We start from the raw sequence: 26,302 nt of genomic DNA on the forward strand, positions 1-26,302 counted from the left end.
GCGGGTTCCTAGCCGTCGGTGGTGGAGGAGGAGAAGACGTGCCCGGTGGTGGGGTGCGGGCCGTCCGGGGCTTCGGGCGCGGTCCGGGCGGGCGGCGGGCGCGAGCCGGCGGCGGGTTCGCAGACGTCCGGACCGGCGGAGTCCGGTGTCCGGGTGAGCACGGCCAGCGGAGGTGCTCCGGGGCGGGTGGGCAGGGTGCGTGCGGCCATGCCGGACTCGGCCACCACGTCCGCCAGCGCGAAGGGCGTCCAGCGGTAGGAGTCGTGCACCTCGCGTTCCGGCTGCCCGGCGCCGTCCCGGTAGACGCGCCAGGTGGAGTGCAGGCGCATCACGCCGTCCTCCGTCTCGTCCGGTGCCCCGGCGAACGACCACTCGTAGCGTTGGCGCCCGGCGGTGGCGGTGGCGAGCCGGGTCTCGGGAAGGGTCGTCGGCCGTTCGAACTGCATGAGTTCGACGACGACGAGCCCGCCGGGGGCCAGTCGCCGGTTCAGCCGCCGCCACAGCCCGGCCCGCGCGTCGGCGTCGAGGTGGCCGAGGACGCCGCAGAGCAGGACGACGCTGATCCGGTCGGGGAGGTCGAGGTCGGGAGCGGTGTCCGCGGTGACGGTCACCCGGGTGCGCAGGTCCTCGTCGCCGAAGACCCGGCTGGTGAGGACGGCACGCATGCCGGCCGACGGTTCGCAGGCGATGATCTCCGCGTCCGGCCGGGCCCGCGCCACGGCCTCGGTCACCAGCCCGGTGCCGGCGCCGATGTCCACCACCGGCCCGGTGCTCAGGTCGGCGTCGGCGAGGAGGGCGGCGACCGCCGGGGCGCTCGAGGTCGCGGTGTGCTCGGCGGCGACGAGGTCGAAGAACTCCGCCGACGGCGAGTACGGGGCGGTGTCCGCGGGCCGGGGCGCAGCCGCTTCCGCCGAGGGGTGTCCCGCACCCCCGGCCCGGCCGGGGCCCGCGGCGGCTTTCCCGCCCGTCGGCGAGTCCCGGCCGGGCCGGGGAGCGCTGTCGCGCGGTGCCCGCTTCGGCGCGGGGAAGACGTCACCGACGGGCACGGGCACGGGGCCTGCGGCACCGGCCGGCGCGGGGAACACGTCGCTGACCGCCAGGGGCCGGGGGGTGGCCGGCCGGACGATCTCGGGCGGCCCCAGCCGGGCCGCGAGGTCGGTCCAGATACGGCACACGGCCAGCTCGTACTGGCCGTCGCGCAGGGCGTCGGCGCCCTGCGCGACGGCCTCGCGGAGCCCGTCCAGGGCGGTGCCGATCGCTTCGGGCCACAGGTCGGAGAAGACCGTACGGAAGGTCCCGGTGTTCCCGATCACCGCCGTGGTCCCGAGCCCCAGGCTGCCGGTGCCCGTGCCGTCCAGCACGAAGCGCCGGTCGGCGTCCCGCCCGATGTGCAGGCGTGGGCTCCACAGCACCGGGCCGTGGGTGTCGGCCAGGGTGAGGACCCCGCCTTCGGTGCCGAGGGAGATCCGGTGCCAGTGCAGGGCGTGGTTGTCGCGGTCGGACGGGTCGAGCTGGTGGTGCACCCGCAGGGTGAGGGGTGCGCCGGCGAACACGCCCTGCAGGGAGCGGAACGGCTGCGGTCCGGTCCCGGGGGGCAGCGGTGCCGGGTCCGCGAACCGCCAGGGCCGCAGCGTGCCCATCGCCCGGCCGAGGATGTCCACCAGCGGGTGCATCAGGTGGACCGGGGTGGCGGCGTCCAGGAAGAGCGGTCGCTGCCGTGCGAGGAGCCGGCGGGCCGCGTCGACGAAGGCGCGGACCGGGGCGACGTGCGGGTAATGGGTGTTGAGGCGGTACTGCACCCCTCGGCGGCGGGCGTGGGTGAGGTTGCCGGTCAGCTCGGTCAGGTGGACGGGGTGTTCCTGGAGGACGTGGATGCCCCGGTCCATGAGCGCCCTGGCCAGTTCGGTGCCCTGGCCGCCCGAGATGGAGGAACTCACCGCCACACAGGCCGCGTCGATGCCGTCCGGCAGGTCGCCGACGTCCGAGTGGAAGGGAACGCCCAGGCTCTCGGCGTACGCCCGGGAGGCGGCCGATCCCCGGCTGAGGATGCCGGCCAGGGTGTATCCGGGGCGCCGGCGTACCGCCTCGGCGTAGAAGCGCCCGAAGTTGGTGCCGCAGACCAGCACGCGCAGCGGCCTCGGTTCGCTCACAGCACGCCTTCTTCCGTCTGCTCGGCGCCGGCCGCCGCGCCGGTGAGCCGGAGGTCGGCCACCGCGTGTTCCCGCAGGTGCCGCACCACGCGGTCGGGCTCCAGCACGTCGCAGGCGAAGTGCACCCCGGCCGGCGCCTCCCCCCGCAGCACCGCGTCCACCGCCAGGGCACCGACGGCGGCGGTCAGCCGGTAGCTGCTGGCCGCCCGCAGGGTCAGGCCCGCCGTCGCCGGCGTCCCGGACGCGGTGCCGGTCAGGGCGAAGTCCATGACGTAGTAGGGCTTGCGTCCGGCCAGGTCGAGGTCTGCGGCGAGGATCAGCCGCTCCGCGAGCCGGTCCGGGTCGTCCCCGGCTGCGAGGCGGCCCGGCAGGAGGTTGAGCAGGGCGCGTACGGCGGGGCCGGGGTGGACGTTGTACCAGTCGAGCCGGTCGAGGCCCAGGGCGGTGGCGAGGCGTTCGCTCTCGCCGCTGAGGTAGGGCTGTACGGCGACCCGGCCGGGGAACGCCTCGTGGACGGCGTCCTCGTCGGCGCGCAGCGCGCGCGGCACGCGCCGGCCGCCGCGGACGGCCGCGAGAGGCTCGCCGTAGGCGGCGCCGTCGGCGCCTCCCGAGCTGAGGGAGAGCATGAGGTCGTGCGCCACCGTCGGCGAGCAGGTTTCCAGGCCGCCGCAGTACGCGGTCAGCGTCGCCGCGCTGTCCAGGCCCTGCCGGGCGAGCCAGCGGGGCAGGAGGCCGGACAGGCCGGGCAGGGCTCCCGCCGACAGGACGACGGTGCGGCCGTCGCGGGAAGGGGCGCCGCTCCCGAGGAGGTCCTCGGCCGCCGGGTCGTCGCCGGCGACGTCGACGCAGCGGGCGCCGGCGGCGAGGGCCGCGGCGGCCACCGTGGCACGGAGCCGGTAGGTGGGGCCGACGCAGTTCAGGACGATGTCGCAGCCGTCGGTGAAGGCCCGCAGGCCGTCCGCCGCGGTGGCGTCGGCCCGGACGGTCTCGTCGTGGCCGGCGGGGTCCTCCGCGGCGACCGCGGACAGGGCCGAGGCGGTACGGCCGCCCAGGCGCAGCCCGGTGTGGCCGAGCGCGCGCAGTTCCCGCACGGCGGCACGGCCGACCGCGCCGGAGGCGCCCAGGACTCCGATCACAGGGCCGGTCATCGGGTGATCGCCCCCTGGGTCAGCTCGCCGAGGGTCTTGAGGATGCCGGGCGCGTGCTCGACGGACAGGCAGCTGTAGTGGTCGCCGCCGATGTCGACGATGTCCAGGTCGCCCAGGGTGAGTTCCTCCCAGTAGGCGGTGACGGCGTCCTTGCTGCCCGGGAAGGGGTAGGCGCCGTCGTGCCGCAGGAAGGTGATGTCGCCCGCGTAGGGCTCGGCGTCGTAGCGGGTGATGGCGAAGACGCTCTGCCGGAAGGCGAGGAACAGCCGCGTCATGTGGTCGGGTGTGTAGGTGCCGGCGGAGGCGGGCACCGCCTCGCACATCCGGGCGATGCGTGCGGCGCGCGGCGTTTTGGCGAGTTCCCGGAAGCGTCCCGCGACGTCCGCGAACTCTTCGGGCAGGGCGGCGAGTCCGCCGTCCCGCAGCACGCCCGGACTTGCCGCCAGGACCGCGTCGGCGGCAGCGGCCACCCGGTACTGGTCGTCCGGGAAGCCGAGGTCGGCCGGGTCGATGCCCATCATGACGGCGAAGGAGTACTCGGCGAGGAGTTCGTCGTCGAGCCGGAAGCGGGGGCTGTGGCTGCTGATGACGGTGAGGCTCTCCACCTCCGCTCCGGACTCGGCCAGGTTGCGGGCCACTTCGGTGGCGATCAGGCCGCCCAGGCAGTAGCCGACCACGTGGAAGCGGCTGCGTCCGTCCGCCGTCAGGGCCCGCGCGTAGTCGGCCGCCATCTGCTCGATGAGTCCCTGCGGCGGTGCGGTGAGGAACCCGTCCAGGTCCGGGACCTCCAGGCCGACGACCTCGGCGAGGCCGGGTGAGCGGCGGCGGATCTCGGTGATCAGCGCCCGGTACGGCATGATCGTGGCGGTTCCGGCGTGCACCAGGACGGTGGTCGGCTCGTCGTCGGAGCGGGCGCCGTGCAGCGGGACCACCGGGTCCGTGCGTACGGAGGTGGCCGGCGCGTCCTCGGGGCCCGCCTGCCCGCGCAGGAACGCGGCGAGCCCGGCGACGGTGGGGCGGCGCAGCATGTGGCGCAGGACGACCTCCCACTCCAGGTCGGCGGCCCGAGGCACGCGTTCACGCAGCCGGCCCACCATGCGGGCGACCAGGAGCGAGTCGCCGCCGAGGTCGAAGAAGTCGTCGTTGCGGGTGACGCGTTCGACGGAGAGGAGTTCCGACCACAGGTCGGCGAGGGCGTTCTCCAGGTCGTCCTTCGGCGTCTCGGCCACGACCGCCGGAGCGCTCTCGCGGGGCAGCCAGGTGCGCAGGCGGGCGCGGTCGGTCTTGCCGTTGGCCGTGCGGGGCAGGGTGTCGACGACCTGCCACACCGAGGGGAGCATGTACTCCGGGAGCCGGTTCGCCGCCGTGCGGGCCAGTTCGCCGACGGGGACGTGGTGCCGGTCGTCCTTCAGGGTGGCGAGGAAGACCTCCTGGCCGGTGAGCGCCAGCGTGTCCCCCGGCTCGGGCAGCGAGGTGACCTCGGACGCGGCGTGCCGGTCGAGGAGTTCACGCCACTGGGTGTGGGTGAGGAAGGACTGGCCGGTGTGCTCGCGCACGTCGGTCCAGGTCCGGCCGGCGACCTCCAGGAACTCCATGGAGACCAGCAGCGGGAGGTTCTCGTCGCGGGTGTTCTCCACGAACACGAGCTGTCCGCCGGGCACGAGCAGTTCCCGCAGCCGGCCCACGGCCGTGTCGGCGTCGGCGGCGGCGTGCAGGGTGTTGGCGCAGATCACGACGTCGAAGGTGTTGGGCAGCAGGTGCTGGGCGCGCGCGTCCTCGTCGATGTCGAAGCGCCGGTAGCGGACCCAGGTGTGGTCGGCGAAGCGCTCGCGGGCCTCGTTCAGGAAGAACGCGGAGGCGTCGGTGAACAGGTAGTCGACGCCGTACTCGGCGAGGACGGGCACCAGTTCACCGGTGGTGCCGCCGACGCCGCCGCCCACTTCCAGGACGCGCAGGCGTTCCTCGCCGGTGTGGCTCGCGGCGATCTCGCGCAGGGCGGCGACCACGGCGCGGTTGAGGTGGCGGATGGCGAGGTTGTCGCGGTAGGCGGCGTCCGCGGCCTCGGTCGCCGCGCCGGGGAAGAGCAGCTCCCGGATGCCCGTCTCGCCGCAGACGAGCTCGGGCAGCCGCGCTGCGCAGGTGCGCATGACGGTGAGCAGTTCCGTGCTCCAGCCGACCTCGTGCTCCAGTTCCTCGGCCCGCTGCCAGCGGCGCTCCGCCTCGGCGGCGGTGACGGGGACCAGGCCGGTGTAGGTGTCGTCCGGCTCCCGGTGGGTGAGCCGGTCGCGGGCGGCCAGGGCGCGCAGCCAGCGCCGCACGATGTGCCGGTGGCGGGATGTGGCGCGCAGTGCCGTGCCCACCTCGTCGGCGGTGCGCGGTGCTCCGTCGGCGAAGGTTCCGGAGGCGGCGAGGACGCGGGTCATCTCGGCAAGCGCCACGTCGTCGAGGGCGGCCAGGAACTCCGTGAGCCGCGCGGCGTCGACGGCCGCGGAGGCGTCCCGTACGGCCTCGGCCGCCGCCGCACGTGCCCGGGTCCGTGCCGCGGCGCTGCCGTCGGCGCCACGGCCGCCGGCCGGGCCGGTGCTCCCGGCCGGCCGGCCGTCCTTGCGGGCCGTCTCCACGAAGGCGGCCAGGCGGCGGCCGCCGGACGTCGAGTCGTCGACGACCACCGCGCCCGCCGCGACGTCGGGGTGGGCCTGCACGGCGGCCTCCACCTCGGCGAGTTCGACCCGGTAGCCGCGGATCTTGATCTGGGCGTCCTCGCGGCCCAGGAACTCGATGGTCCCGTCGGGGAGGTACCGGCCGAGGTCACCGGTGCGGTACAGCCGTTCCCCGGTGACCGGGTCGGTGGGGAAGCGTTCCGCCGTGCGCCTCTCGTCTCCGAAGTAGCCCAGGGCGACACCGGCCCCGCCGATGTACAGCTCCCCCGGCACCCATTCGGGCCGGGGCCGAAGGTGCCGGTCGAGCACGGCGAAGGTCTGGTTGGTCAGGGGCGTGCCGTACGGGATGCTCGGACGGGTGGTGTCCACCTCGCCGACGGGGTGGGCGATGGACCAGATCGAGCCCTCGGTGGCGCCGCCGAGGGAGACGACCTCCAGGCCGGGGAGGAGTTCGCGGGCCTGGTCGGGCAGGGTGACCGGGATCCAGTCGCCGGATATCAGGGCGAGTCGCAGCGAGGCGTCCCCGGTGGGCGGCTCGGAGCGCAGCCAGTCGCACAGCATGTGGAGCTGGCCCGGCACCGAGTTCCACACGGTCACCCCGAAGTCGCGGACGAGTTCGGCCCAGTGGGACGGGTCGCCGCGCCGGTCCGCCTGCGGCAGGACGAGGGTGGCGCCCACGGCGAGGGGTCCGAACAGGTCGTAGACGGACAGGTCGAAGCCCAGTCCGGCGATGCCGAGTACCCGGTCCCGGTCGGTGACCGAGTGGCGGCGGTTGATGTCCTCGACGGTGTTCAGGGCGGCCCGGTGGCTGATCATCACGCCCTTGGGCGTGCCGGTGGAGCCGGACGTGTAGATGATGTAGGCGAGTTCGTCCGGGTCGCGTCGGGGCGCACCGGAGCCGGGTGCGGTCGCGGTGTCCTCGGGCAGGAGATCGACGGCGAGGGCCGTGACGCTCGCGGGGAGGTCGTCGATGTCGGCGAGCCAGGACTGGGTGAGGACCGTGCGGACGCCCGCGTCCGCGATGATGGTGTCCCGGCGGGCCGGTGGCTGGGCCGTGTCCACGGGCAGGTAGGCGCCGCCGGCCATGAGGGTGCCGAAGACGGCGACGACCTGTTCCCAGCCCTTGTCCGCCCAGATCGCCACGGGCTCCCCGGACCGTAGCCCGGATGCCGTCAACTCCTGGGCCAGGGCGCTCGCGCGGGCCACGAGCTGTCGGTAGGTGAGGGTCAGCCCGGGGGTGCGGACCGCGATCGCGTCCGGTGTGGTCCGCGCCTGCGCCAGGACGGGTTCGTGGAGCAGGGCGTCCGGCAGCGGTCCCCCGGTCGCGTTGACCGCGTCACGTCGTGCCGCCTGTGCCGCGGGCAGGGGGACGCGGACCGGCGCGTCCCAGGCCGCCTCGCCGGCCTCGCCCTCCGCCGCCAGCGACCGCACCAGCGCGGTGTACGCCTCGAACATGGCGTCGGCGACGCCCTGGGCGAGGGCGCCGTCGCGGATGTCCCAGGAGAGGCCGAGCGCGTCACCGCGGTGCATGACCTGGCAGTCGAGCCACACCTGCGGCGTCCGGGTCACCGCGTACGTCACCTCGGGGGGCACGCCCTCGGAGGTGGCGCCGGTGCTCAGGGCGCTGGTGAAGACGACCGGCATGAGCACCGGCGCGCCGGCCCTGCGGGACAGCTCGGCGAGGACCTCCGAACCGGTGAACAGCGGGTGCTCCAGGTCCTCCAGGAGCTGTTGTCCCACGGCTCTGGTCCGCTCGGTGAAAGTGGCCGGTGCGTCGAGGTCGACGGCGAGCAGTTCGAGCGAGGTGAAGTCGCCGACGAGGCGGCCGATGTCCGCGTGCAGGGCGGGCCGGTCGACCGTGGGCACGTTGAGCGTGAAGCGGCTGGTCCGCGACCAGGCCCCGACGGTCTCCGCGTACGCGGCGAGCAGGGCCGCGGACAGGGTCAGTCCGCGCCGCCCGGCGCGTTCGGCGAGCCGGTCCCGGTCGGCCGCGGGCAGCAGCACCTCCCGTCTGCGGAACCTCACCGCGCCGCCGGACACCGCCGGGCCTCCCGCTTCCCCCGTTCCGCTCACGCCGGCCTCCCACGCTTCGGCGAGGGGCAGTTCGGGGGCGGGCGGCAGGGTGTCGAGCCGTTCGGTCCAGTAGGTGCGGTCCCGGGCGTGGGCGTCGGTGTCGGCAAGGGCGCGGCGGGCCAGGACGTAGTCGCGGAAGGTGATCCGGGGTGCGTCGGAGAGGGGTTCACCGCCGTAGCCGCGCCGGAACTCGGCGAGCAGGAGGCGCAGGCTGGCGTGGTCGACGACGAGCATGTCGAAGGAGAGGTGGAGCACCGCCCGTTCGGCGGTCCGGCTCACGTGCACGTCGAAGAGGGGCCACTGGTCGGTGGGCGTCTCACGTGCGGACAGCCGGGCGCGGGTGCGTTCCACCTCGGCCGCGGCGGCGTCGGCCGGGAGGGCGGTGAGGTCGTCGGCTCCGACGTCGAGGGCCGGCACGTCCGCCAGGACCTGCTGGTAGCCGTCGTGGTGGACGACGGCGCGCAGCATGTCGTGCCGCTCGGCCAGCTGCCGCCAGACGGCGGTCACGCGGTCGACGTCCAGGTCGGGGTACTCCAGTTCGACGTAGGCGTGGCAGCCGACGCCGCCGTAGGCGTAGGCGTCGGTGCGGCCGATGAGATAGGCGGCCTGGATGTCCGTGAGCGGGAACGGTTCGTGGCGGCCCGCCGGGTCGCCCCGCAGCTCGGGTTCCCCCGCTTCCAGGTGGCGCAGGACGGCTTCCTTGTGGGCACGCAGTTCGGCCCGGTGCGCGTCGGTGAGACGGCCCTGCGGGGCGCGGAAACGCAGTTGTCCGTCCTGGGCCCACAGCACCACGCCCTCGGCGGCGTAACGGGCCAGCAGTTCAGGGATGTTCACAGCTCTCCGGTCTCGTAGGCGGTCTCGTGGACCGCGAGCGTGCGGGTGACGTCCGCGGCGAGCGCGGCGACGGTCGGGGCGGCGAAGAAGCGGCGGGCGGGCACGGCGGCCCCCAGGCGGCGCTCGATCGCGGTCAGCAGGCGCAGCGCGGTGAGGCTGTCGCCGCCGACGGTGAAGAAGTTGGCGTGGCGGTCCGGGACCCGGCCCGGGAGGTACTCCTGCCAGAGCGCGGCGAGGGCCTCCTCGGTCTCTCCCCGGGGCGGTTCGGCCCCCGAGGAGTCCGTCTCCGGTGCGGCCAGAGCGGCCAGGGCCGGCCGGTCGACCTTGCCGTTGGCCGTCAGGGGCAGGGCGGGCAGCAGTCGGATGCGGGAGGGGACGGCGTGCGCCGGCACCCGCTCGGCCAGCAGGGCGAAGAGGCTCTCGATGAGTCCGGGGTCCTCGACCCGGTCCGCGGGCGCCTGCTCGCCCGTGGGGAGTTCCTGGGGGACGGCGAACGCGGCCAGGCGCTTCGCGGTGCGCTCCCCCACGGCCACGACGGCGGCCCGCGCGATCGCCGGGTGGGCCTCCAGCGCGGCCTCGATCTCGCCGGCCTCGATCCGGTGACCGGCGATCTTGAGCTGGCTGTCGAGCCTGCCGAGGAACTCCAGCAGGCCGTCGCCCCGGAACCGGCCCAGGTCACCCGTCCGGTACCAGCGTCTGCCGTGCTGTTCGACGAACTTCTCGGCGGTGCGGGCCGGGTCGGCCAGGTATCCGCGGGCCAGTCCCGCGCCGCCGATCCACAGCTCGCCGGGCGTCCAGTCGGGGCAGTCCCGCCCGTCCCGGCCGACGACCCGGTAGTACTGCCCGGTCAGGGGGCGCCCGTAGGGGATGGAGACCCAGCGGGGGTCGGGCTCGGTGACGGTGAGCGTGTTGGACCAGATGGCGGCCTCCGTCGCCCCGCCCATGGCCACGAAGACACAGGGCCGCACGGTCCTTGCCCGCAGCCGGGCGGGCAGGTCGAGGCCGATCCAGTCACCGGAGACCAGCGCGGTCCGCAGCCCCGCGATGCCGCCGCGTTCCGGCGCCCGGTGCTCGTCGGCGTCGAGGAGCAGGTCGAGCAGGGCCGGGACGGTGTTCCAGACGGTCACCCCGTACCGGTCGACCAGGCCGGGCCAGCGGGCCGGTTCGCGGCGCTGGTCCTCGGTGGGCAGCAGGAGGGAGCCTCCCGCCGCGAGCAGCCCGAAGACGTCGTAGACGGACAGGTCGAAGTCGAGTGCCGACAGCGCGAAGACGCGGTCGTCGCGGGTGACGCCGTGCCGGGCGTTGATGTCCGCGACCGTGTTCCAGGCCGCCGCGTGGGTCGTCTCCACGCCCTTGGGCTCGCCCGTGGAACCCGAGGTGAAGATCACGTAGGCGAGCGCTCCGGGAGACGTCTCCCGTGGGGCGGGCAGCGGTTCGTGGCGCTGCGTGTCCTCGAACGGCAGGAGGCGGCAAGCGGCCGGTTCGGGCCAGTCGCCCACGACGACGCGGAAGGCGGCGGTGGCTCGCACCCGCTCCAGCCGTGCGGCGGGCTGTTCGAGGCTCAGCGGCACATAGGCGGCTCCGGCCGCGAGGACGCCGAGTACGGCCGCGATCTGCTCCGGCCCCTTGGGCAGGGTGACCGCGACGAGGTCGCCCGGCCGCACGCCCGCCCCGCCGAGCGCGGCAGCGGTGCGCAGTGCCTGGTCGGCCAGGGCCGCGTACGTCACCTCCGCGCCCCCGGTCGTGACGAGGGCGGTCCGGTCGGGGGTGGCCGTCGCGTGGGAGAAGAACCCCTCGTGCAACGGGCGCGGGGCCACCGGTTCCAGTGCGGCCTCCCGTGCGGCGGCGGCCCTGCGCTCGCGCTGGGAGGCGGGCAGCAGGTCGGGCAGCGGCGCCTCCCAGTCACCGGCCACGGCATACCGCAGCAGCCGCTCGTAGGCGCCGAACATCGCGTCCAGCACGCCCTCGGGGAACAGCTCCTCGACGGCGTCCCAGGTGACGACCAGGTTCCCGGACTCCTCGGTGACCTGGTTGTCGAGGCACACCTGCGGCGACTGGGAGATGCCCCAGACCTTCGCGGGGAGGCCGGCGCCCGGCCCGGCGAGCGTGGCGTCACCGACACCGACGGCGCTGGTGAACACCACGGGCGCGGCGGCGTCGACCGTGCCCGTGCGGCGGCCGAACTCCCGCAGCAGCCAGTCGACCGGCACGTCGGCGTGGTCCAGGTCCTCCGCCTGACGCCGTTGCAGCGCGACGGCCGCCGCGAGCCAGGAGGCGCCCTCGCGCCGGTGGCCCGCGAGGGACAGGGAGGTGAAGTCGCCCAGGACCCGGTGGATGTGCGGGTGGACGTCGCGTCGGTTGAAGAGGGTGAGCGTCACCGTCAGCGCGTCCGTGCCGCTCCACGCCGCGAGGACTTCCGCGTACAGGGCCAGCAGGACGGTCGAGGGTGTCAGTCCGTGCCGGGCGGCGTCCCGTTTGACCGCCTGCCAGTCGTCGGCGGGCAGGCTCGTGCGGCGGCGGGTGAAGACGGGCGCGTCGAGCGTCGCCGGGTCCCTTTCGAAGGGCAGGGCGGGCGGGGGCGGCAGTTCGGCCAGCCGTGCCCCCCAGTGGGCCCGGGCCCGCGCGGCCGACTCCGGGTCGGAGGGCAGCCCGGTCAGGTAGTCGCGGAACGTCACGTCGACGGGCGGCAGTGCGTGGTCCGGGTCGGCGTAGAGGGTGTTCAGTTCGGCGTAGAGCGTGGTGATGGAGAGGGCGTCCAGTACGAGGTAGTCCAGGCCGATGCCGACGCGGGTCCGCGGCGCGCCGTCGTCCGCGCGGTAGCGCACCGCCTCCACGGCGAACAGCGGCCACCGGGCCGGGTCGCGGACCTGCTGGGACAGGCGGGCGCGCAGGCCGGCGAGGGCCTCGTCCGCGTCGCCGGGCGCAACGTCCTCCACCGGTATGCGCAGGGGCGGTACGTCGGGCAGGACGCGCTGGTGTCCGTCCGTCACGACCGCGCGGAGCATGCCGTGCCGGCGGACGAGGGCGTTCCAGGCGCGCTCCAGCCGGCCCAGGTCGACGTCCGTTCCGTCGAACTCGGTGTAGTGCCAGGTGCCGACGCCGCCGAGGGTGAAACGGGGGTCGCGGCCCGTGTGGTATGCGGCCTGGACGTCCGTCAGCGGGAAGGGCTCGTGCGCACGGTCCGGGTCGGGCACCAGTACCGGCGTGGCGACCGGTACCGGCGCCGCGGCCGCTTCCGTGGCGGGGCGCAGTGACTCGCAGAAGTGCTGGAGCACGGGGCGGGCGAAGAGGTCGGCCACACGGGCCCCGGGGAACCCGGCGGCGCGCAGGCGGCCGATCACGCGGGTCGCGACGAGCGAGTCTCCGCCCAGCAGGAAGAAGCTGCTCTCCCGGCCCACTTCGGGCACGTCGAGCAGGCCGGCCCACTCGGCCGCCACGGCGGTCTCCACCGGGCCCTGCGGCGCCGTCGTACGGGGCAGGTCCTGGCCGGCGGCCTCGCTCAGCGCCTGGCGGACTGCGGCCCGGTCGAGCTTGCCGTTGGCGGTCAGCGGCAGGTCGCGCAGGACCAGGACACGCTCGGGGACCATGTGGGCGGGGAGGCGTTCCGCCGCCCGGAGGCGGACCCGGCCCGGTTCGGGGGGCTCGCCGGCGGGGGACACGGCCGCGGCGAGGTGACGCACCGGTGTGTCCAGGACTGCGGCGACCGCGTGCAGGACCGCGGGATCGTCCTCGAGGGCCGATTCGATCTCGCCGAGTTCGATGCGGTGGCCGCCGAGCTTCACCTGGTGGTCGGCGCGGCCGAGGAACTCCAGGACACCGTCGGGCCGGTAGCGGGCCAGGTCGCCGCTGCGGTACCAGCGTTCACCGTCGTACTCGACGAAGCGCTCGGCCGTGCGCCCCGGGTCCGCGCGGTAGCCGTTGGCCACACCCGGGCCGCCGATCCACAGTTCCCCGGGGACCAGGTCGGGGCAGTCCCGTCCCCGTCCGTCCACGACGCGGGCCCGCATGTTGCGCAGCGGAACGCCGTAGGGGACGGACTTCCAGGCGGGGTCGGTCTCCGCGACCTCGAACACCGTCGAGTGGACCGCCGCCTCCGTCATGCCGCCGAGCGCCACGAAGCGGCAGCCGGGCACCAGGGCGCGCAGCCTGCGGGGCTGGTCGAGGCCGACCCAGTCGCCGCCGAGGAGCACCATGCGCAGGCGGTCCCCGAGGCCGTCGTCCTCTCCCGCGGCCATCAGCAGGTCGAGCAGCGCGGGTACGCACTGCACCAGCGTCACCCCGTGCTCGCGCACCAGGCGCGCCCAGTGGTGGGCGTCGCGGCGGTGCTCCTGGCCGACCGTGACGACCTGTCCGCCCAGGGACAGCGGGGTGAAGATGTCCCAGGTGGCGAGGTCGAAGTCGAGCGCGGAGATCGCGAGGGTGCGGTCGGCGGAGCCGAGACCGAGCTGCTCCGCCATCGCCTCGACGGTGTTGACGACCGCCCGGTGCGGCACCTCGACGCCCTTGGGCAGCCCGGTGGAGCCGGAGGTGAAGAGGACGTAGGCGGGGAGTGCCGGGTCCGGTCGGCCGACGGGTCCGGGCTCCATCGCCGTCGCGTCCTCGAGGCACAGCACCGGGGCCGAGGGGACGTCCGCGCACAGGTGGGCGTGGTCGCGGTCGGTGAGTACGGCGGACGCGCCGGCCACGGAGTGGATGCGTTCCCGGCGTACGGCGGGCTGCTCCACGCCGACGGGGGCGTAGGCCGCGCCCGCCGCCAGGATGCCGAGCACCGCGGTGATCTGGTCCTCGCCCTTGGGCAGGGTCACCGCGACCGTGTCGCCCTCCCGCACGCCGTGCTTGCGCAGCAGGGCGGCGATCCGCCGGGCCGCGCGGGCGAGTTCGCCGTAGGTGAGCGTGTCGCCGGCGGTGCGGACGACGGCGGTGCGTTCGGGCTCGGTCTCGGCGAGCCGGAAGAACCGGGTGTGCAGGGCGCGGTGCGGGACGGGTGCGGGCGGCAGCGCGGCCACCGCACGCCGGGGCAGGACGTCGGGGGCGAGCAGGCCGTCCACCGGGCGGGCCCAGGCGTCGGGCTCCGTGATCAGGCGGGTGACGAGGCGGCGGTAGGCGTCGAACGCGGCGTCCGGAACCCCGTCCTCGAACAGGCCGTCCCGCACGTCCCAGTTGAGCAGGAGGCCGCCGTCGAGTTCGGTGACCTGCGCGTCCAGATGGACCTGCGGACCCTGGGAGATGATCCAGGACGGCCGGCCGAAGGACTTCTGCACATCCTGCTCGAAGATCTCCCCCAGTCCGATGGCGCTGGTGTAGACGACCGGGGCCAGCACCGGGGCCCCTTCGGAGCGGGCCAGGTCGCGCAGCACCTCGACGCCGCCGTAGGCGCCGTGGGAGATGCCTTCCTGAAGGCGTTCCTGCAACAGGCGGGCCTGCCGCGAGAACGGCAGGGGCGCGCTCAGGTCGGCGTCGAGCAGGACCGAGCTGCTGAAGTCCCCCACCAGGCAGGCGGCGTCGGGGTCGGTCGTGTCCCGGTCGAACAGCGGAAGGTTGAGGAGGAAGCGCGGGCCGTCGCTCCAGGCGGCGACGACCTCGGCGAAGGCGGTGGCGAGGGCGGCCGCCGGCGTGATGCCGTGCCGGCGGGCGGCGCTGATCAGGGCCGCCTTGTCGGCGGGTCCGAGCCAGTGGTGCAGGCGGCGGGAGTGGGTCAGGACGGTGTCTTCCCCGCTCACGGGGGTCAGCGGGTCGACGGTCGTGGGCAGGCGTGGGGCGCGGGGCAGGTCCGGCAGCCGCTCCCGCCACCAGGCGGCGTGCTCCTCGCGCTCCGCTCGCCGCCGGGCGTCGTGCCCGGCGAGGTACCGGCGGTAGTCGAGGGCGAGTTCGCGCGGCGGGTCGTCGGGGGTCTCGTAGAGACGGCGCAGGTCGGACAGGAGCACCCGCAGGCTCAGCGCGTCCCCGGCCATCATGTCCAGGTCGATCTGCAGTCGGGTCCGGCCCTCGGGGAGCAGGCACAGTGCCGCGCGGAAGACGTCACCGGTGGTGACGTCGGGGCGGGCGTGGGTGTTGCGCTCCCGGAGCAGCTCCAGTTCCGTCTCCGCGTCCTCGGGAGCGTGGTCGCGCAGATCGTGGACGGTGAGGCGGGCACGCCGGGCGCCGTAGCGCTGCCGGCCGTCCTCGTCGAAGACGGCCCTCAGCATCCCGTGCCGCTCCACGAGTGCGCGCAGCGCGGCGTCGAGGCGGTCGGGATCGACCTCGTGGCCGTCGAGTTCGACGTAGAAGTGCGCGGCGACGCCGCCGAGGGGCTGTCCGTCCTGGCGTCCGATCCAGTAGGCGTGCTGCATCGTGGCGAGCGGGAAGGACTCCGGCGGCTCGTCGGCCGCCGCCGCGTCGTGCGGGGCGGTCGACGGGGCGGCGGGGGCCCCGGCCCGGCGGTGCCGGCCGAGCAGGGCCGTCCAGGCGGCGAGGGTCGGGGTGCGGGTGAGGTCCTGGAAGGTGACGGTGCTGCCTTCACGCCGCCAGGTGCCGACGAGGGACATCAACGTCAACGAGTCGAGGCCGAGTTCGAAGAGGTCGCGGTCGTCCTCCAGCTCGTGCGGCGCCATCCGCAGCGCACGTGCCACCGCTTCGCGCACCGTGGCCGGGTCGCGAAGGGCACGCCCACCTTCCGCTGCCCGTACCTGGACGACTGCTTCGTCGCTCACTGATGGGACCTTCCGATCGGATGGGGAGTCGCCTCTAGTTTGAAATGATTATCATTTCAATGCTTCACATCGTAATCACACAACGGGCCGCGGCACCAGAGCCCTGGTCCACCGGGGAGGAAGAATCACGTGACGGACACTCAAAGGACCTGGTCCGAGGCGGAGTCGGCGCGATACCGGGCTGCCGGGCACTGGCAGGGTGTGACCTTCGGAGCGCGCCTCCGGCAGGCGGGCGCCGACCACGGAGCCCGCGTCGCCCTGGTCGACGGCGACCGGCGGTGGACCTACGCGGAGCTGGATGCCGAGGCCGACCGCGTCGCCCACGGACTGCGCCAACTCGGCATCGCGCGGGGTGACCGCGTCGTGGTCCAGCTGCCCAACCGCGCCGAGTTCGTACTCGTCTGGTTCGGGCTCCAGCGGCTCGGGGCGGTCCCGGTCCACGCCATGCCCGGTCACCGGCGCCGGGAGATCGGTCATCTGGTGCGCGCGTCCGGTGCGGTGGCCTGTGTGGTGCCCGACCGGCACGCCGGGTTCGACCACCGGGAGTTGATGCGCGAGGTGTGTGCGGAACTGGGGCCGGACGGCTCGCCGCGGACCGTCGTCGTGGTCGGCGATCCGGGCCCGGACAGCGGCTTCGTCCCGTTCGACGCCCTGCGGGCGGTCCCGGCCTCCGCCCCGGACGACTCGCCGGTGCCCGGCGCCGACGACGGCGGTGCGGACCCCGCCGACCTCGCGCTCCTGCTGCTGTCCGGCGGCACGACCGGCCTTCCCAAGCTCATCCCGCGGACGCACGACGACTACGCCTACAACGCCCGCGCCTGTGCCGAGGTCTGCGCGCTCGACGCAGGGACCGTCTACCTGGCGGTACTGCCGATCGGGTTCAACTTCACCTTCGCCTGCCCCGGCGTGCTGGGCACCCTGATGGCCGGAGGAACCGTGGTGGTGGCCCCGGACCCCAGCCCGCAGACGGCGTTCGCGCTCGTCGAGCGGGAGGGCGTGACCCTGACGTCCCTCACCCCGCCGCTCGTCACCCACTGGGTGGACGAGGCCGGCGCCGGTTCCTGGGACCTGGACAGTCTCACGGTGGTGCAGGTCGGCGGGGCACGGCTGCCGGAGGAGCACGCCCGGGTCCTCGGTCCGGCGCTCGGAGCGACCGTGCAGCAGGTCTTCGGCATGGCTGAGGGGCTGATCAACCTGACGCGTCTCGACGACCCCGACGACCTCGTCCGCACCACCCAGGGCCGGCCCGTCTCCCCGGACGACGAGGTCCTCGTGGTGGACGCCGACGGCAGGCCCGTGCCCGACGGTACGGCGGGCGAGCTGCTCACCCGGGGGCCGTACACGCTGCGCGGGTACTACCGCGCTCAGGAGCACAACCGCACCGCCTTCACCCCGGACGGCCACTACCGGACCGGCGACGTGGTGCGGCGGCTGCCGACCGGCCATCTCGTGGTGGTGGGCCGGATCAAGGACCAGATCAACCGCGGCGGCGAGAAGATCGCCGCGGTGGAGGTGGAGGAGCAGTTGCTCACCCATCCGGCGATCACGGCGGCGGCACTGGTGGGGGTCCCGGACGAGCAACGGGGGGAGCGGACGGTCGCCTTCGTGGTCTGCGACGGCGAGGCTCCTGGCGTGCGGGAGGTGGCGGCCCATCTCGGGGAACGCGGGCTGGCCGGCTACAAGGCGCCGGACGAAGTCGTCCGGGTGCCCGGCCTCCCGCTCACCGCGGTCGGAAAGGTCGACAAGGCGGCGCTGGCGCGGGAGCAGCTCCGGTCGTAAGACGTGGCGCGGCGGAGCGCCCGCTCGACGGGACGCTCCGCCCGGCCGCCGCGAGGATGTCCGCGCGAGGCCCTCCACCCCCGCCTACTCCCGTACCGCGAGGGCGGTGGGACCGTCGCCGGAGGCGAGCAGTGCCCGGGTGACGGGGTGCTCCGGGTGCGCCAGTACGCGTCCGGCGCGGCCCGCTTCGACCACCCGTCCCGCGTCCAGGACGACGATCTGCTGTGCGCGGGCGGCCGCGGCCGTCAGGTCGTGGGTCACCATGACGACCGTCAGGCCCAGCGTGCGCCGCAGCGAGTCCAGCAGGTCCAGGACGCCCTTCGCCGTGTCCGGGTCGAGCGCCGAGGTGATCTCGTCGCAGACCAGAGCCCTGGGCTCGGCGGCCAGCGTCCGTGCCAGGGCGACGCGTTGACGCTGGCCGCCCGACAGCTCCCCCGGCCGGCGCGCCAGTACGCCGGCTTCCAGCCCGACGAGCCCGAGCAGCCGTACGGCCTCGGCGGACGCCTCCCGGGCCGACCGGTCCCGTACGCCCCGCAGGGGGCGCGTCAGCGCGGCACTCACGGTCTCCCGCGGGTTGAGCGCACCGCGGGTGTCCTGGGCGACGAGCTGCACCGGAGCCCCGCGCCCTCGCGGCACGCCGTCGTCCCTCCAGTCCACACTCCCGCGCACGGGCGGGTGGAGCCCCGCGAGACAGCGGGCGAGGGTGGTCTTCCCCGACCCCGACGCGCCCACGACGGCGGTGCAGGAGCCTGCCGGGAGGCTGAGCGAGACGTCGTGGAGCACCGGGACGCGGCTGTGCGCGGCGTGTAGGCCCCGCACGTGAAGTCCCCCGCCGGCGGGGCCGTCGGCGGCGACCCGTGACACCTCGTGGCGGAGGGCGCCGGCCGGGGGCGCCTCGGCCGAGCGGACGGGCGGCGGCGTCCCCGGCGGCCCGTCCTCGACGATCCGCCCGCGCTCCAGTCGTACGACGCGGTCCGCCACGGAGGCGGTCCACGCCGGGGCGTGGCTGACCAGCAGCGCGGCGCGGTCGCCCGCGGACAGGACGTCGGCCAGCAGCCCGCGCATGCCGTCCGCCAGGACCGGGTCGAGTCCGCTGGTGGGCTCGTCCAGGACCAGCAGGCCGGGACGGCCCGCCAACGCCAGGGCGAGGGCCACCCGTTGGGCCTGTCCCCCCGACAGCTCCCGGGGCAGGCGTCGCCGGAACGCCCGGTCGGCGGGCAGCCGCACGGACAGCAGCAGCTCACCGACCCGCGTCCGGACCTCGTCCGTGCCCCTGACGGACGAGCGCAGCCGCACCGCCTCGGCGATCTGGGTGCCGATCCGCAACGCGGGGTTGAGCGAGGAGGCCGGGTCCTGCCCCAGGAAGGACACCACCCGGCCGCGCAGCCTGCGGGAGCCCGCAGGGTCGAACGGGTCGAGGCCCGCCACCCGGACGGTTCCGCCGCGCACCTCCAGACCGGGGCGGACGTGCCCGAGCAGGCCGTGCGCCAACGTGCTCTTGCCCGACCCCGACCGCCCCACGACGGCCACCACCTGCCCGCGCGGCACCGACAGGCAGGCGTTCTCCAGGACGGGCGGCCCGCCGGCCACCGGCCCGACCGTCAGCCCGCGGATCTCGGCGAGCGGGCCGGGGTCCGGCAGCCGGGACGTCGCGCGGCCCGTCATGCGGAACCCCGCCCCACCAGGTCCGCCAACCGCCCGGCCAGCAGGCCGACACAGACCGACAACAGCACGAGCAGCAGCGCCGGGGCGAGGAACGGCGTCGCGGCCAGTGTCGCTCCGGGGGCGTTCTCGCTCACCATGCGTCCCCAGTCCGGCGCCGCTCCGCCCGGTCCGAGGCCGAGGAAGCCGGCGGTGGCCGTGAGGTGCAGCGAGGCGACCAGGCGCAGTGCGGTGTCCATCAGTGCCGGTCCGGCGATGTTGGGCAGTACGTCGTGGCGCAGCACGGCGCGCCGGGTGTCGCCACGCGCCAGGGCCGCTTCGACGTACCCGCTGCTGAGCACCGTGTCCGCCGCGGCACGCAGCACGCGGGTGGAGAAGGGGGCGGTGGCGAGGGCGACCGCGGCCACCAGGGCCGTGTCGCTGCCGGGGAAGCCCGCGGCCAGGACGAGGACGACGAGGAGGGCGGGGAGGACGGCCAGCGCGTCCACGCAGCGCAGCAGCAGATCGCCCAGCCGTCGGGAGGCCATGGCCGCCAGGACGCCGGCCGTCACGCCGACGGCTCCGGCCGCCGCCGTCCCCGCCAGGGCGGTGAGCACGATGGTGCGCCCACCGCTCAGCACGCGGCTCGTCACGTCCCGGCCCAGCACGTCGGTGCCGAGGAGGAACCGGCCGTCGGGCTGCTGGAAGGGGGCGGCGAGCTGCTCGGTGGGACTGTGCGGCGCGGCCAGGGGGCCCAGCAGGGCGAGCAGGAGGATCAGCCCGGTGCCCAGCCCGGCGAGGAGCGGTGGCCGGGGGCGCCCGGCCGGGCCGGGCCGGGCGATTCGGGCCCGCCTGCCCGGTGGTGTGAGGACCGTTGTCATCGCCCGTGCCCTTCCCGTGCGCCCAGCAGTCGCGCGCAGACGTCGCCCGCCAGCAGTACGAGGAGCATCACGCCGGCGAGTGCGGTGGCGATGCCCTGCACCATCGGTATGTCCCGTGCCGCGACGGCCAGTTGCAGTTCCCGGCCGATGCCCGGGTAGTCGAAGACGTTCTCCGCCACCACCGCCGAGCCGACCAGCGCCCCCGTGGTGAGGGTGAGGGCCTGCACGGCGGGGCCGGCCGCGTTGGGGAGGACGTGACGGACCGCGAGGCGCACCCCGCGCACGCCGTTGAGCCGTGCGGCCTCGGCGTAGGGGGAGGCCGCCGCGTCCGCGACGGAGACCCGCAGCAGCCGGGTGGCCACCGAGAGACCGACCGCGCTCAGCGTCAGTACGGGCAGAACCAGCGCGTGCGGCACGTCGAGCGGCGTACCGCCCAGAGGGATGACGGAGACGCGCGGGAGGATCTCCAGCCACACCGCCAGCACCGCGACGAGCAACGCGGCCATGACGAACTCGGGTACGGCGGCCAGGACCTGCGCGGTCGTCGAGACGAGGCGGTCGGCGGCGCCCCCGCGCATCCCGGTCCACAGGCCCAGCAGCACGGCGAGCGGCGCGGTGACCGCGAGCGTGAGTCCGGCCAGGAGCAGGCTGTTGGGCAGGCGGGTGGCGAGGACCTCGGTGACCGGCCGGTCCCCCACGAAGCCCCGGCCCAGGTCGCCCCGGACCGCGCCCGCCACCCAGATTGCGTACCGTTCGGCGGCCGGGCGGTCCAGCCCGAGTTCGGCCCGGACCTCCGCGCGCTGCGCCTCGGAGGCGTCCACCCCGGCGACGGCGCTGACCGCGTCCCCCGGAAGGACGGCCGTGGCGGCGAAGATCAGCGCCGAGAGTACGGCGAGCAGGACGGCCCCCGCAGCCAGGCGACGGCCGACGAAGACGGTCAGGCTCACGCCAGCGACGCCTGTGAGAAGCCGGGAAACTGCTCGAAGAGATCGTCGCGTATGCCCCGGACGCCCTTGGCCTTGGCGTTCAGGTTGGGTTTGAAGACCGGGAGCACCTGATTGCCCTCCTCCCAGCGGGTGCGCTGCGCCCGCGTGCCCAGCTTCTTCGCCTCGGCCGGGTCGCTCTCGGCCCGGGCCCGGGCGACGAGGGTGTCGGTGGCGGACTCCTTCCAGCCGAACGCGGACGGCGACCCGCCCGCCGTGCTCATCTGGTAGGTCGACAGCGCGGGGACGGGCATCTGGTACGCACCGGCCAGCGGCAGCGCCGCGTAGGCGGAAAAGTCCGCGTAGAGCTGTCCCGCGGGCAGTTCCCGCAGCGACGCGCGGACACCGGCCTTCTTCAGGTCCTCGACGAAGAGGGTGGCCGTCTCCACCATGCCGGGCGTCTCGGGGCCGGTCGTCAGCGTCACCTCCGTCCCGTCGGCCCCGGCCTGCTTCAGCAGCGCGCGGGCCCGCTCCGGGTCGTGGGCGCGCTGGGGCAGGCCCTCCGCGTAGTCGGGGAAGCCGATGGCGGGCAGGTCGTTGCCGACCTGTGCGCTGCCGTAGAACACCGTCTTCACCATGGCCTCGCGGTCGACCGCGAGCTTGAACGCCTCTCGCACCCGCGGGTCGTCGAAGGGCTTGACGCCCATGTTCATCTGGAAGGACAGGCCGACCAGGTAAGGACTCCTCGTGGGGACGAGCTCGACCGCGCCGTTGTCGTCCAGCGTGCGCGCGGTGACCGGAGAGAGGTCGTGCGCGAAGTCGATCTCACCGCTGGTGAGCGCCCCCGCCCGGGCGGTCGAGTCCGCGATCGACCGCAGTTCCAGGCCGTCCAGGCGGGGCACGTGGCCGTAGTGGTCGTCGTAGCGCTCGAACGCCGAGCCCTGGCCGGGCGTGAACTCGGTCAGCCGGAAGGGGCCGCAACTGGGCATGCCCTTTTGGAAGTCGACGGTGCCGTCCTTGACGACGAGGAAGTTGCCCTGGCAGAGGATCATGCGGCCGTCGGCGATGGGCCGGAGCGTGGGCAGTACGACCTTCAGGTCGCCGTCGGCCTTGGCGTGCGCGAGGTCGAAGTTGGCGGCGGCGAGCCGGTACACGGGCAGCTTGCTCCCGGCCGCCAGGACGCTGAGCGAGTGCAGGATGTCGGCGGCGGTCAGTTCGGAGCCGTCGGTGAAGCGGACGCCGGGCCGCACGTGCAGGGTGTAGGCCGACAGGTCGTCGGAGACGTCGATGCCTTCGAGCACGCCGTAGCGCACCCCGTCGGGCCCGCTGGGGTCCAGGTTGCCCAGTGTGCCGTGCCAGGCCCGCGCCCGCACCAGGTCCAGCGCGGACGGGCCGTTGAAGAAGTCGAGCGTCTCGGAGGCGCCGCCGCCGACGAAGGCGGCCCGGAGGGTGCCTCCCGAGCGGGACGAGGAACCCGGGCCCGGCTTCCGGTCCGGGCCGGGCTCGTCGGTGGAGCACGCCGCCAGCAGGCCGGAGCCCGCCGCCAGAGCCGCTGCCCCCGCCGCTCCGCGGCGGAGGAAGGCACGGCGATCGATCTGTCTGGACATGCTTCTCCTTGACGTTCTGCTGAGCCGGTCGGAGCGCCGTGGGCGGTCCACGGCGGGTGAGGTGGGGCCGACGGGGGGCAGGGTGCCGTGCGGGCCGGTGGTGTGCGACGCCCTAGCGCAGGGCGAGAGCGCCGGACGGACAGGCCCGCACGGCCGCGCGCACGGCTTGGGCGCAGGACGCGGAGGGCTCTTCGTCCAGGACGAGCACGAGTCCGTCCTCGTCCTGGTCGAACACGGCGGGCGCGGCGAGCACGCACTGCCCGGCACCCACACACCGGTCCCGCTCCGCGCCGACCTTCCCGGCACCGCGCGCCTTGTCCGCCGAGGTCATGAGGCCCCCTCCCCTGTCGGTGCACAAGCGATCGCCCGTGCACCGGTCAGAGATTATTCGGTAATGACTTCCATATTCAATAAGTCGGGCGGAACGCGTGGATCAGTGGCCGGCGACCGTGCCGGAGAGTTCGTTGGTGCTCTTCGGCAGCGTCACCGACGTCAGCTTCTCGCCCGACTCCAGGTCGAAGGCGTGCAGCCGGCGCTTGCCGGGCTCGGAGACGTACGCCGTGTGGTCACGGACGAACAGGGTGGGCCTGGGCTGCTGCCAGTCCAGGGGCTCCGTCCAGTCGCCGACCGCGTCGATCTTCTTCTCCACCTTGCCGGTCTCCGGGTCGACGACGTGGAGGACGCCGTTGGTGCCGAGGACGAGGGCCTCGCCGTGCGGGCCGCGGGCGAGGGAGCGGAAGGAGTAGCTGGTGCCGAGGTCGACCAGCTTCATCTTCGCGGTACGGGTGTCGATCAGCGCTATGCGGGTGGGTCGTTCCAGTTCGGCCTCGGGGTCGGTCTTGTAGTCGCCGAGGAGGATCGGGGAGGCGTCGCTGCCGGCCTGGTTGCCGGTGCGGGCATACTCGTCGGGGGCGTCGACCTTGGTGAACTTGCCGTCCTTGTAGAGGAGTACGCCGTCCTCGCAGCCGAATCCGACCACCTCTCCCCCGGCCGCGGCCTCGCCGTGGACACCCGGGCAGTTCTCGGCGCGGGCGATCTCCTTGTCGTTCTTGTCCAGCACCAGGGCGCCGGTGCGCTTCTCCTCCGTGCCCAGGGTGGTGACGAGTTCGCCGTCGGCCAGTTCGATGGCGACGCCGTGGTGGGGTTCGGCGGAGGTGTAGGTGCGGGTCTGCGGCTTGGCGCCGCCGCCGAGGCCGGCCGGGTCGAAGACGTTCACCTCGCCGGTGCCGTCGGTGAACAGGACCGTCCTGCCGGCGTGACGCACGACGTGACCGGGCTTGGCACCCTTGAACTCGGCGTCCGTGAAGGTCTGCCGGACGGCGTCGAAGACCCGGAAGCCGCTGTCGGTGGAGACGACGACGTGGTCCTCGTCGCCCGCCGGGTTGACCCGGTTGAATCCGGGCAGCTCGACGGTCTTCGCCAGTTTCAGGGTCGCGCCGTCGAGGACGTACAGTCCCCCGTCGTAGGTGGCGACCAGCGGGTTGTCGACCGCGGCGGCCCGGCTGCTCCTCGTCTGCTTCGGCTCGGCGTCGGACGAGGCGTCGTCGCTGCCGCCGCAGGCGGTCAGCGCCATCGATGCCGTCAGGACGAGGGTTGTCGCCGTCAGCTTTCCGGCGCGCGTCGGCTTGTTCATCGCGTGTGGTTCCTCTCCGGCCCCGTGCGGGGCGGTTTTCGGGGATGGAGCGGCCGGCACCCGGTGTGCCGCGCCGCGGGGGTTCGTTCAGTTGCCGCTGAGGCCCTCGGTCATCGCCGAGGTGTTGGCGCGCATCATGTCCAGGTAGGTACCGGCGCCCCCGCCCTTCTCGGTCAGCGACTCGGAGTACAGCGCGACGACGTCCACGTCGCCGCCCATCTCCCGGCGCAGGACCTCGGCCAGCCGGGTGGGCCGGGAGGAGTCGGCGAAGACGGTGCGCACTCCCGCCTTCTCCATGGCCCGGGTGAGGGAGCGCAGGTCGGAGGAGCTGGGTGAGGCGAGGGTCGTGCCGCTGGGGATGACCGCGCCGATCACGCGGAAACCGAAACGGTCGGCGAGGTAGCCGAAGACGTGGTGGTTGGTCACCAGGGCGCGCCGGTCCTCGGGGATGGCCGCGAAGGACTTCTCCATCCAGGCGGTGAGGCCGGCGAGTCGGCCGTCGTAGCGTTCGGCGTTGTCCCGGACGGCCTTCTCGTCCACGCCGTCGACGTGCTCGACGATCTCGTCGGCGATCAGGCCGGCCGCCTTGCGCACCCGGTCGGGGTCGGTCCAGAAGTGCGGGTCGGGCTCCCCCGCTTCCTCCGCGGGACCCCCCTCGTCCCCGCTGTGGAAGGTGAGCGGGTCGGCCGCCTCGCCGGCCGCGAAGGTGGCCACGCCCGATGCTCGGGCCGCCTCCACGTGCCGCAGTACGTTCTCCTCCAGCCCGAGCCCGTTGTAGACGACCAGGTCCGCCTGCTCCAGTTCGGCGGCCTGCACGGCCGACAGACCGAAGGAGTGCGGGTCCGCGTTGGGTTTCATCAGCACGCTGACGCTGGCCTGGTCCCCGGCGATCTCCCGGGTGATGTCACCGAGGATGTTGGTCGTCACCACGATCCGCGGCCGGTCGTCGCCGCCGCTCGCGCAGCCGGTCGCCGTGCCGGCCAGAACGCAGAAGCTGACCAGGCTCAGCACCAGGGCGCGCACCCGCGCCACCCCCACGCGCACGCTCATCGGCCCGTCTCCGCCATCAGGGACGGCCTGACGTCCAGCTCGAACGTGCGGGCGATGCGGAGGTAGTCGTTGTAGTCGATCTCGTACACGCGCCTGCCCGAGGGATCGTTGAGGTACGCCCGGCTGCGGTCGACCTCGATCACCGGCGCCGCGGACGTACCGGAAGCGGCGTCGGAGGCGCCCTTCAGCAGGGGCTTCGTGACCGCGATCTCCTTGCCGTCGGCCGTGTCGTAGCCGTGGAGGGCTCCGTCGGACTCCAGGACGAGCAACGGCGCGCCCTCGCCGGCGGTGTTCGCGGCGACCACGGGACCGGTCTCCACCCGGGTCCAGGCCTGCTCAGTGACGTCGAGGACCCAGACGGCCTCCTTCCCGGCGGGTGCGGTGAGCGTGCTGCTGCCCGGACGGTGCCGGAACCGTGTGGCCCGCTCCGTCTTCGGTACGTCCTCGCCGTACGGGATCTTCTCGACGCCGAAGGCGCCGTCGTCCTCGTGGACGAGCAGGGCGCCGTCGGCGCAGGCGAGGACGATCCCCCGCCGGGTGACGGCGTCGCCCTCCGGGTCCTGGCACTCGGACTCCGGGGAGGCGACGCGCCGGCCGGACCGGTCGAGCACGACCACCTGCGCGGGGCCCTCGCCGTCCCCGGTGAGGGCGACGAGGTGTTCCGCGTACGGGATCACGGGCCCGGCGTAGGCACCGGGGAGGGCGACCGGTGTGCCGATCTTCCCCTTCTCCAAGTCTCCACGGTCATACGCGCCCGCCTTTCCGTCCTCGCCCGTCACCACGGTCACGCCGGTGTCGCTGCGGACGCTCGTGCCGGACCCGCCGGGGAGTTCGCCCACTTCCCTGGTCTTCGCGCGGTAGTAGTGCACATGGTCTCCGTGGTCGACCATCCACGCGCCGCCGTCGAGGACGTGGGTGCCGTCGGTGCCGTGGAAGTAGCCGAAGCGGCCGTCCGTGGTGAGTCCGGTGACGCTCGCCCTGCGTGCCGTCTCGTGCACCTTGCCGGTGATCAGGTCCAGCACCCGGGTCTCGCCCGTGGCGCTGTCCCCCAGCAGCAGCCGGGACTGCTGCTCGGCCGCCTCGCTCGCGCCTTCGACGTAGCCGTGGGGGGCGGGCGCGGTTTCCGACGGGGGCTCGGGGGCGTCGTCCCGGCCGGCGCACCCCGCGGTCAGCAGGACCGCGGACAGGAGTGCCGGCGCCAGGAGCGTGACGTTTCTTCGGACGAACATGGGAC

Annotated in this window: 13 protein-coding genes; 1 reads left to right on the top strand and 12 read right to left on the bottom strand. The window is 74.4% G+C overall.

Annotated features, from left to right (window positions below; translation table 11 throughout):
* Positions 1-8 precede the first annotated feature (8 nt).
* From NI25_RS03985 to NI25_RS04000, 4 genes are read right to left on the bottom strand one after another with little or no spacing between them, the layout of a single operon-like run.
* Positions 9-2,150 (bottom strand): Gfo/Idh/MocA family oxidoreductase, encoded by a 2,142-nt coding sequence (locus tag NI25_RS03985; RefSeq protein WP_061441095.1) that lies wholly within the window; start codon positions 2,148-2,150, stop codon positions 9-11.
* The gene (locus tag NI25_RS03990; RefSeq protein WP_061441096.1) at positions 2,147-3,298 is read right to left on the bottom strand and encodes a saccharopine dehydrogenase NADP-binding domain-containing protein; all 1,152 of its coding nucleotides are present in this window, start codon (positions 3,296-3,298) and stop codon (positions 2,147-2,149) included. The genes NI25_RS03985 and NI25_RS03990 overlap by 4 nt, the downstream gene beginning before the upstream one ends.
* Positions 3,295-8,865: a non-ribosomal peptide synthetase gene (locus NI25_RS03995; protein ID WP_061441097.1), complete on the bottom strand. Its 5,571-nt coding sequence runs from the start codon at positions 8,863-8,865 to the stop codon at positions 3,295-3,297. Before NI25_RS03995 ends, NI25_RS03990 begins: the two co-directional genes overlap by 4 nt.
* Positions 8,862-15,554 (bottom strand): non-ribosomal peptide synthetase, encoded by a 6,693-nt coding sequence (locus NI25_RS04000; protein WP_078884499.1) that lies wholly within the window; start codon positions 15,552-15,554, stop codon positions 8,862-8,864. The genes NI25_RS03995 and NI25_RS04000 overlap by 4 nt, the downstream gene beginning before the upstream one ends.
* Before the next feature lie 129 nt (positions 15,555-15,683).
* On the opposite strand from NI25_RS04000, the gene NI25_RS04005 reads away from it, so the two are divergent.
* On the top strand, positions 15,684-17,333 hold the full coding sequence (locus NI25_RS04005) for a (2,3-dihydroxybenzoyl)adenylate synthase (protein WP_061441099.1): 1,650 nt from the start codon (positions 15,684-15,686) through the stop codon (positions 17,331-17,333).
* 84 nt (positions 17,334-17,417) lie between these two features.
* Here NI25_RS04005 and NI25_RS04010 read toward each other — a convergent pair whose 3' ends face one another.
* The 8 genes from NI25_RS04010 to NI25_RS04045 all read right to left on the bottom strand — a co-directional run bounded on the left by NI25_RS04010 (position 17,418) and on the right by NI25_RS04045 (position 26,297).
* Positions 17,418-18,998 (bottom strand): ABC transporter ATP-binding protein, encoded by a 1,581-nt coding sequence (locus NI25_RS04010; protein ID WP_061441100.1) that lies wholly within the window; start codon positions 18,996-18,998, stop codon positions 17,418-17,420.
* Complete coding sequence (locus NI25_RS04015; protein WP_061441101.1) at positions 18,995-19,855, bottom strand: ABC transporter permease subunit; 861 nt, start codon at positions 19,853-19,855, stop codon at positions 18,995-18,997. Before NI25_RS04015 ends, NI25_RS04010 begins: the two co-directional genes overlap by 4 nt.
* Positions 19,852-20,802, bottom strand: coding sequence for an ABC transporter permease (locus NI25_RS04020; RefSeq protein ID WP_061441102.1), 951 nt, complete (start codon positions 20,800-20,802; stop codon positions 19,852-19,854). Before NI25_RS04020 ends, NI25_RS04015 begins: the two co-directional genes overlap by 4 nt.
* Entirely contained in the window at positions 20,799-22,385 is a 1,587-nt protein-coding gene (locus NI25_RS04025) for an ABC transporter substrate-binding protein (protein WP_061441103.1), read from the bottom strand. Before NI25_RS04025 ends, NI25_RS04020 begins: the two co-directional genes overlap by 4 nt.
* Positions 22,386-22,497: 112 nt before the next feature.
* A complete protein-coding gene (locus NI25_RS04030) occupies positions 22,498-22,716 on the bottom strand; it encodes a ferredoxin (RefSeq protein WP_061441104.1) in 219 nt (72 codons plus the stop codon).
* A gap of 102 nt (positions 22,717-22,818) precedes the next feature.
* The gene (aztD, locus tag NI25_RS04035; protein WP_061441105.1) at positions 22,819-24,018 is read right to left on the bottom strand and encodes a zinc metallochaperone AztD; all 1,200 of its coding nucleotides are present in this window, start codon (positions 24,016-24,018) and stop codon (positions 22,819-22,821) included.
* 87 nt (positions 24,019-24,105) lie between these two features.
* On the bottom strand, positions 24,106-25,068 hold the full coding sequence (gene aztC / locus NI25_RS04040) for a zinc ABC transporter substrate-binding protein AztC (protein WP_061441106.1): 963 nt from the start codon (positions 25,066-25,068) through the stop codon (positions 24,106-24,108).
* Positions 25,065-26,297: a hypothetical protein gene (locus tag NI25_RS04045; protein ID WP_061441107.1), complete on the bottom strand. Its 1,233-nt coding sequence runs from the start codon at positions 26,295-26,297 to the stop codon at positions 25,065-25,067. The genes aztC and NI25_RS04045 overlap by 4 nt, the downstream gene beginning before the upstream one ends.
* Positions 26,298-26,302 lie beyond the last annotated feature (5 nt).

Source organism: Streptomyces sp. CCM_MD2014, assembly GCF_000772045.1.
GTDB classification, from domain to species: Bacteria; Actinomycetota; Actinomycetes; order Streptomycetales; family Streptomycetaceae; genus Streptomyces; species Streptomyces salinarius.

Excerpts from the sequence above, each read along its gene's own strand:
- NI25_RS03990 (WP_061441096.1), bottom strand. The coding sequence starts at position 3,298 with ATGACCGGCCCTGTGATCGGAGTCCTGGGCGCCTCCGGCGCGGTCGGC.
- NI25_RS04010 (WP_061441100.1), bottom strand. The coding sequence starts at position 18,998 with ATGACGGGCCGCGCGACGTCCCGGCTGCCGGACCCCGGCCCGCTCGCC.
- NI25_RS04015 (WP_061441101.1), bottom strand. The coding sequence starts at position 19,855 with ATGACAACGGTCCTCACACCACCGGGCAGGCGGGCCCGAATCGCCCGG.
- NI25_RS04025 (WP_061441103.1), bottom strand. The coding sequence starts at position 22,385 with ATGTCCAGACAGATCGATCGCCGTGCCTTCCTCCGCCGCGGAGCGGCG.
- NI25_RS04030 (WP_061441104.1), bottom strand. The coding sequence starts at position 22,716 with ATGACCTCGGCGGACAAGGCGCGCGGTGCCGGGAAGGTCGGCGCGGAG.
- aztD (WP_061441105.1), bottom strand. The coding sequence starts at position 24,018 with ATGAACAAGCCGACGCGCGCCGGAAAGCTGACGGCGACAACCCTCGTC.
- aztC (WP_061441106.1), bottom strand. The coding sequence starts at position 25,068 with ATGAGCGTGCGCGTGGGGGTGGCGCGGGTGCGCGCCCTGGTGCTGAGC.
- NI25_RS04045 (WP_061441107.1), bottom strand. The coding sequence starts at position 26,297 with ATGTTCGTCCGAAGAAACGTCACGCTCCTGGCGCCGGCACTCCTGTCC.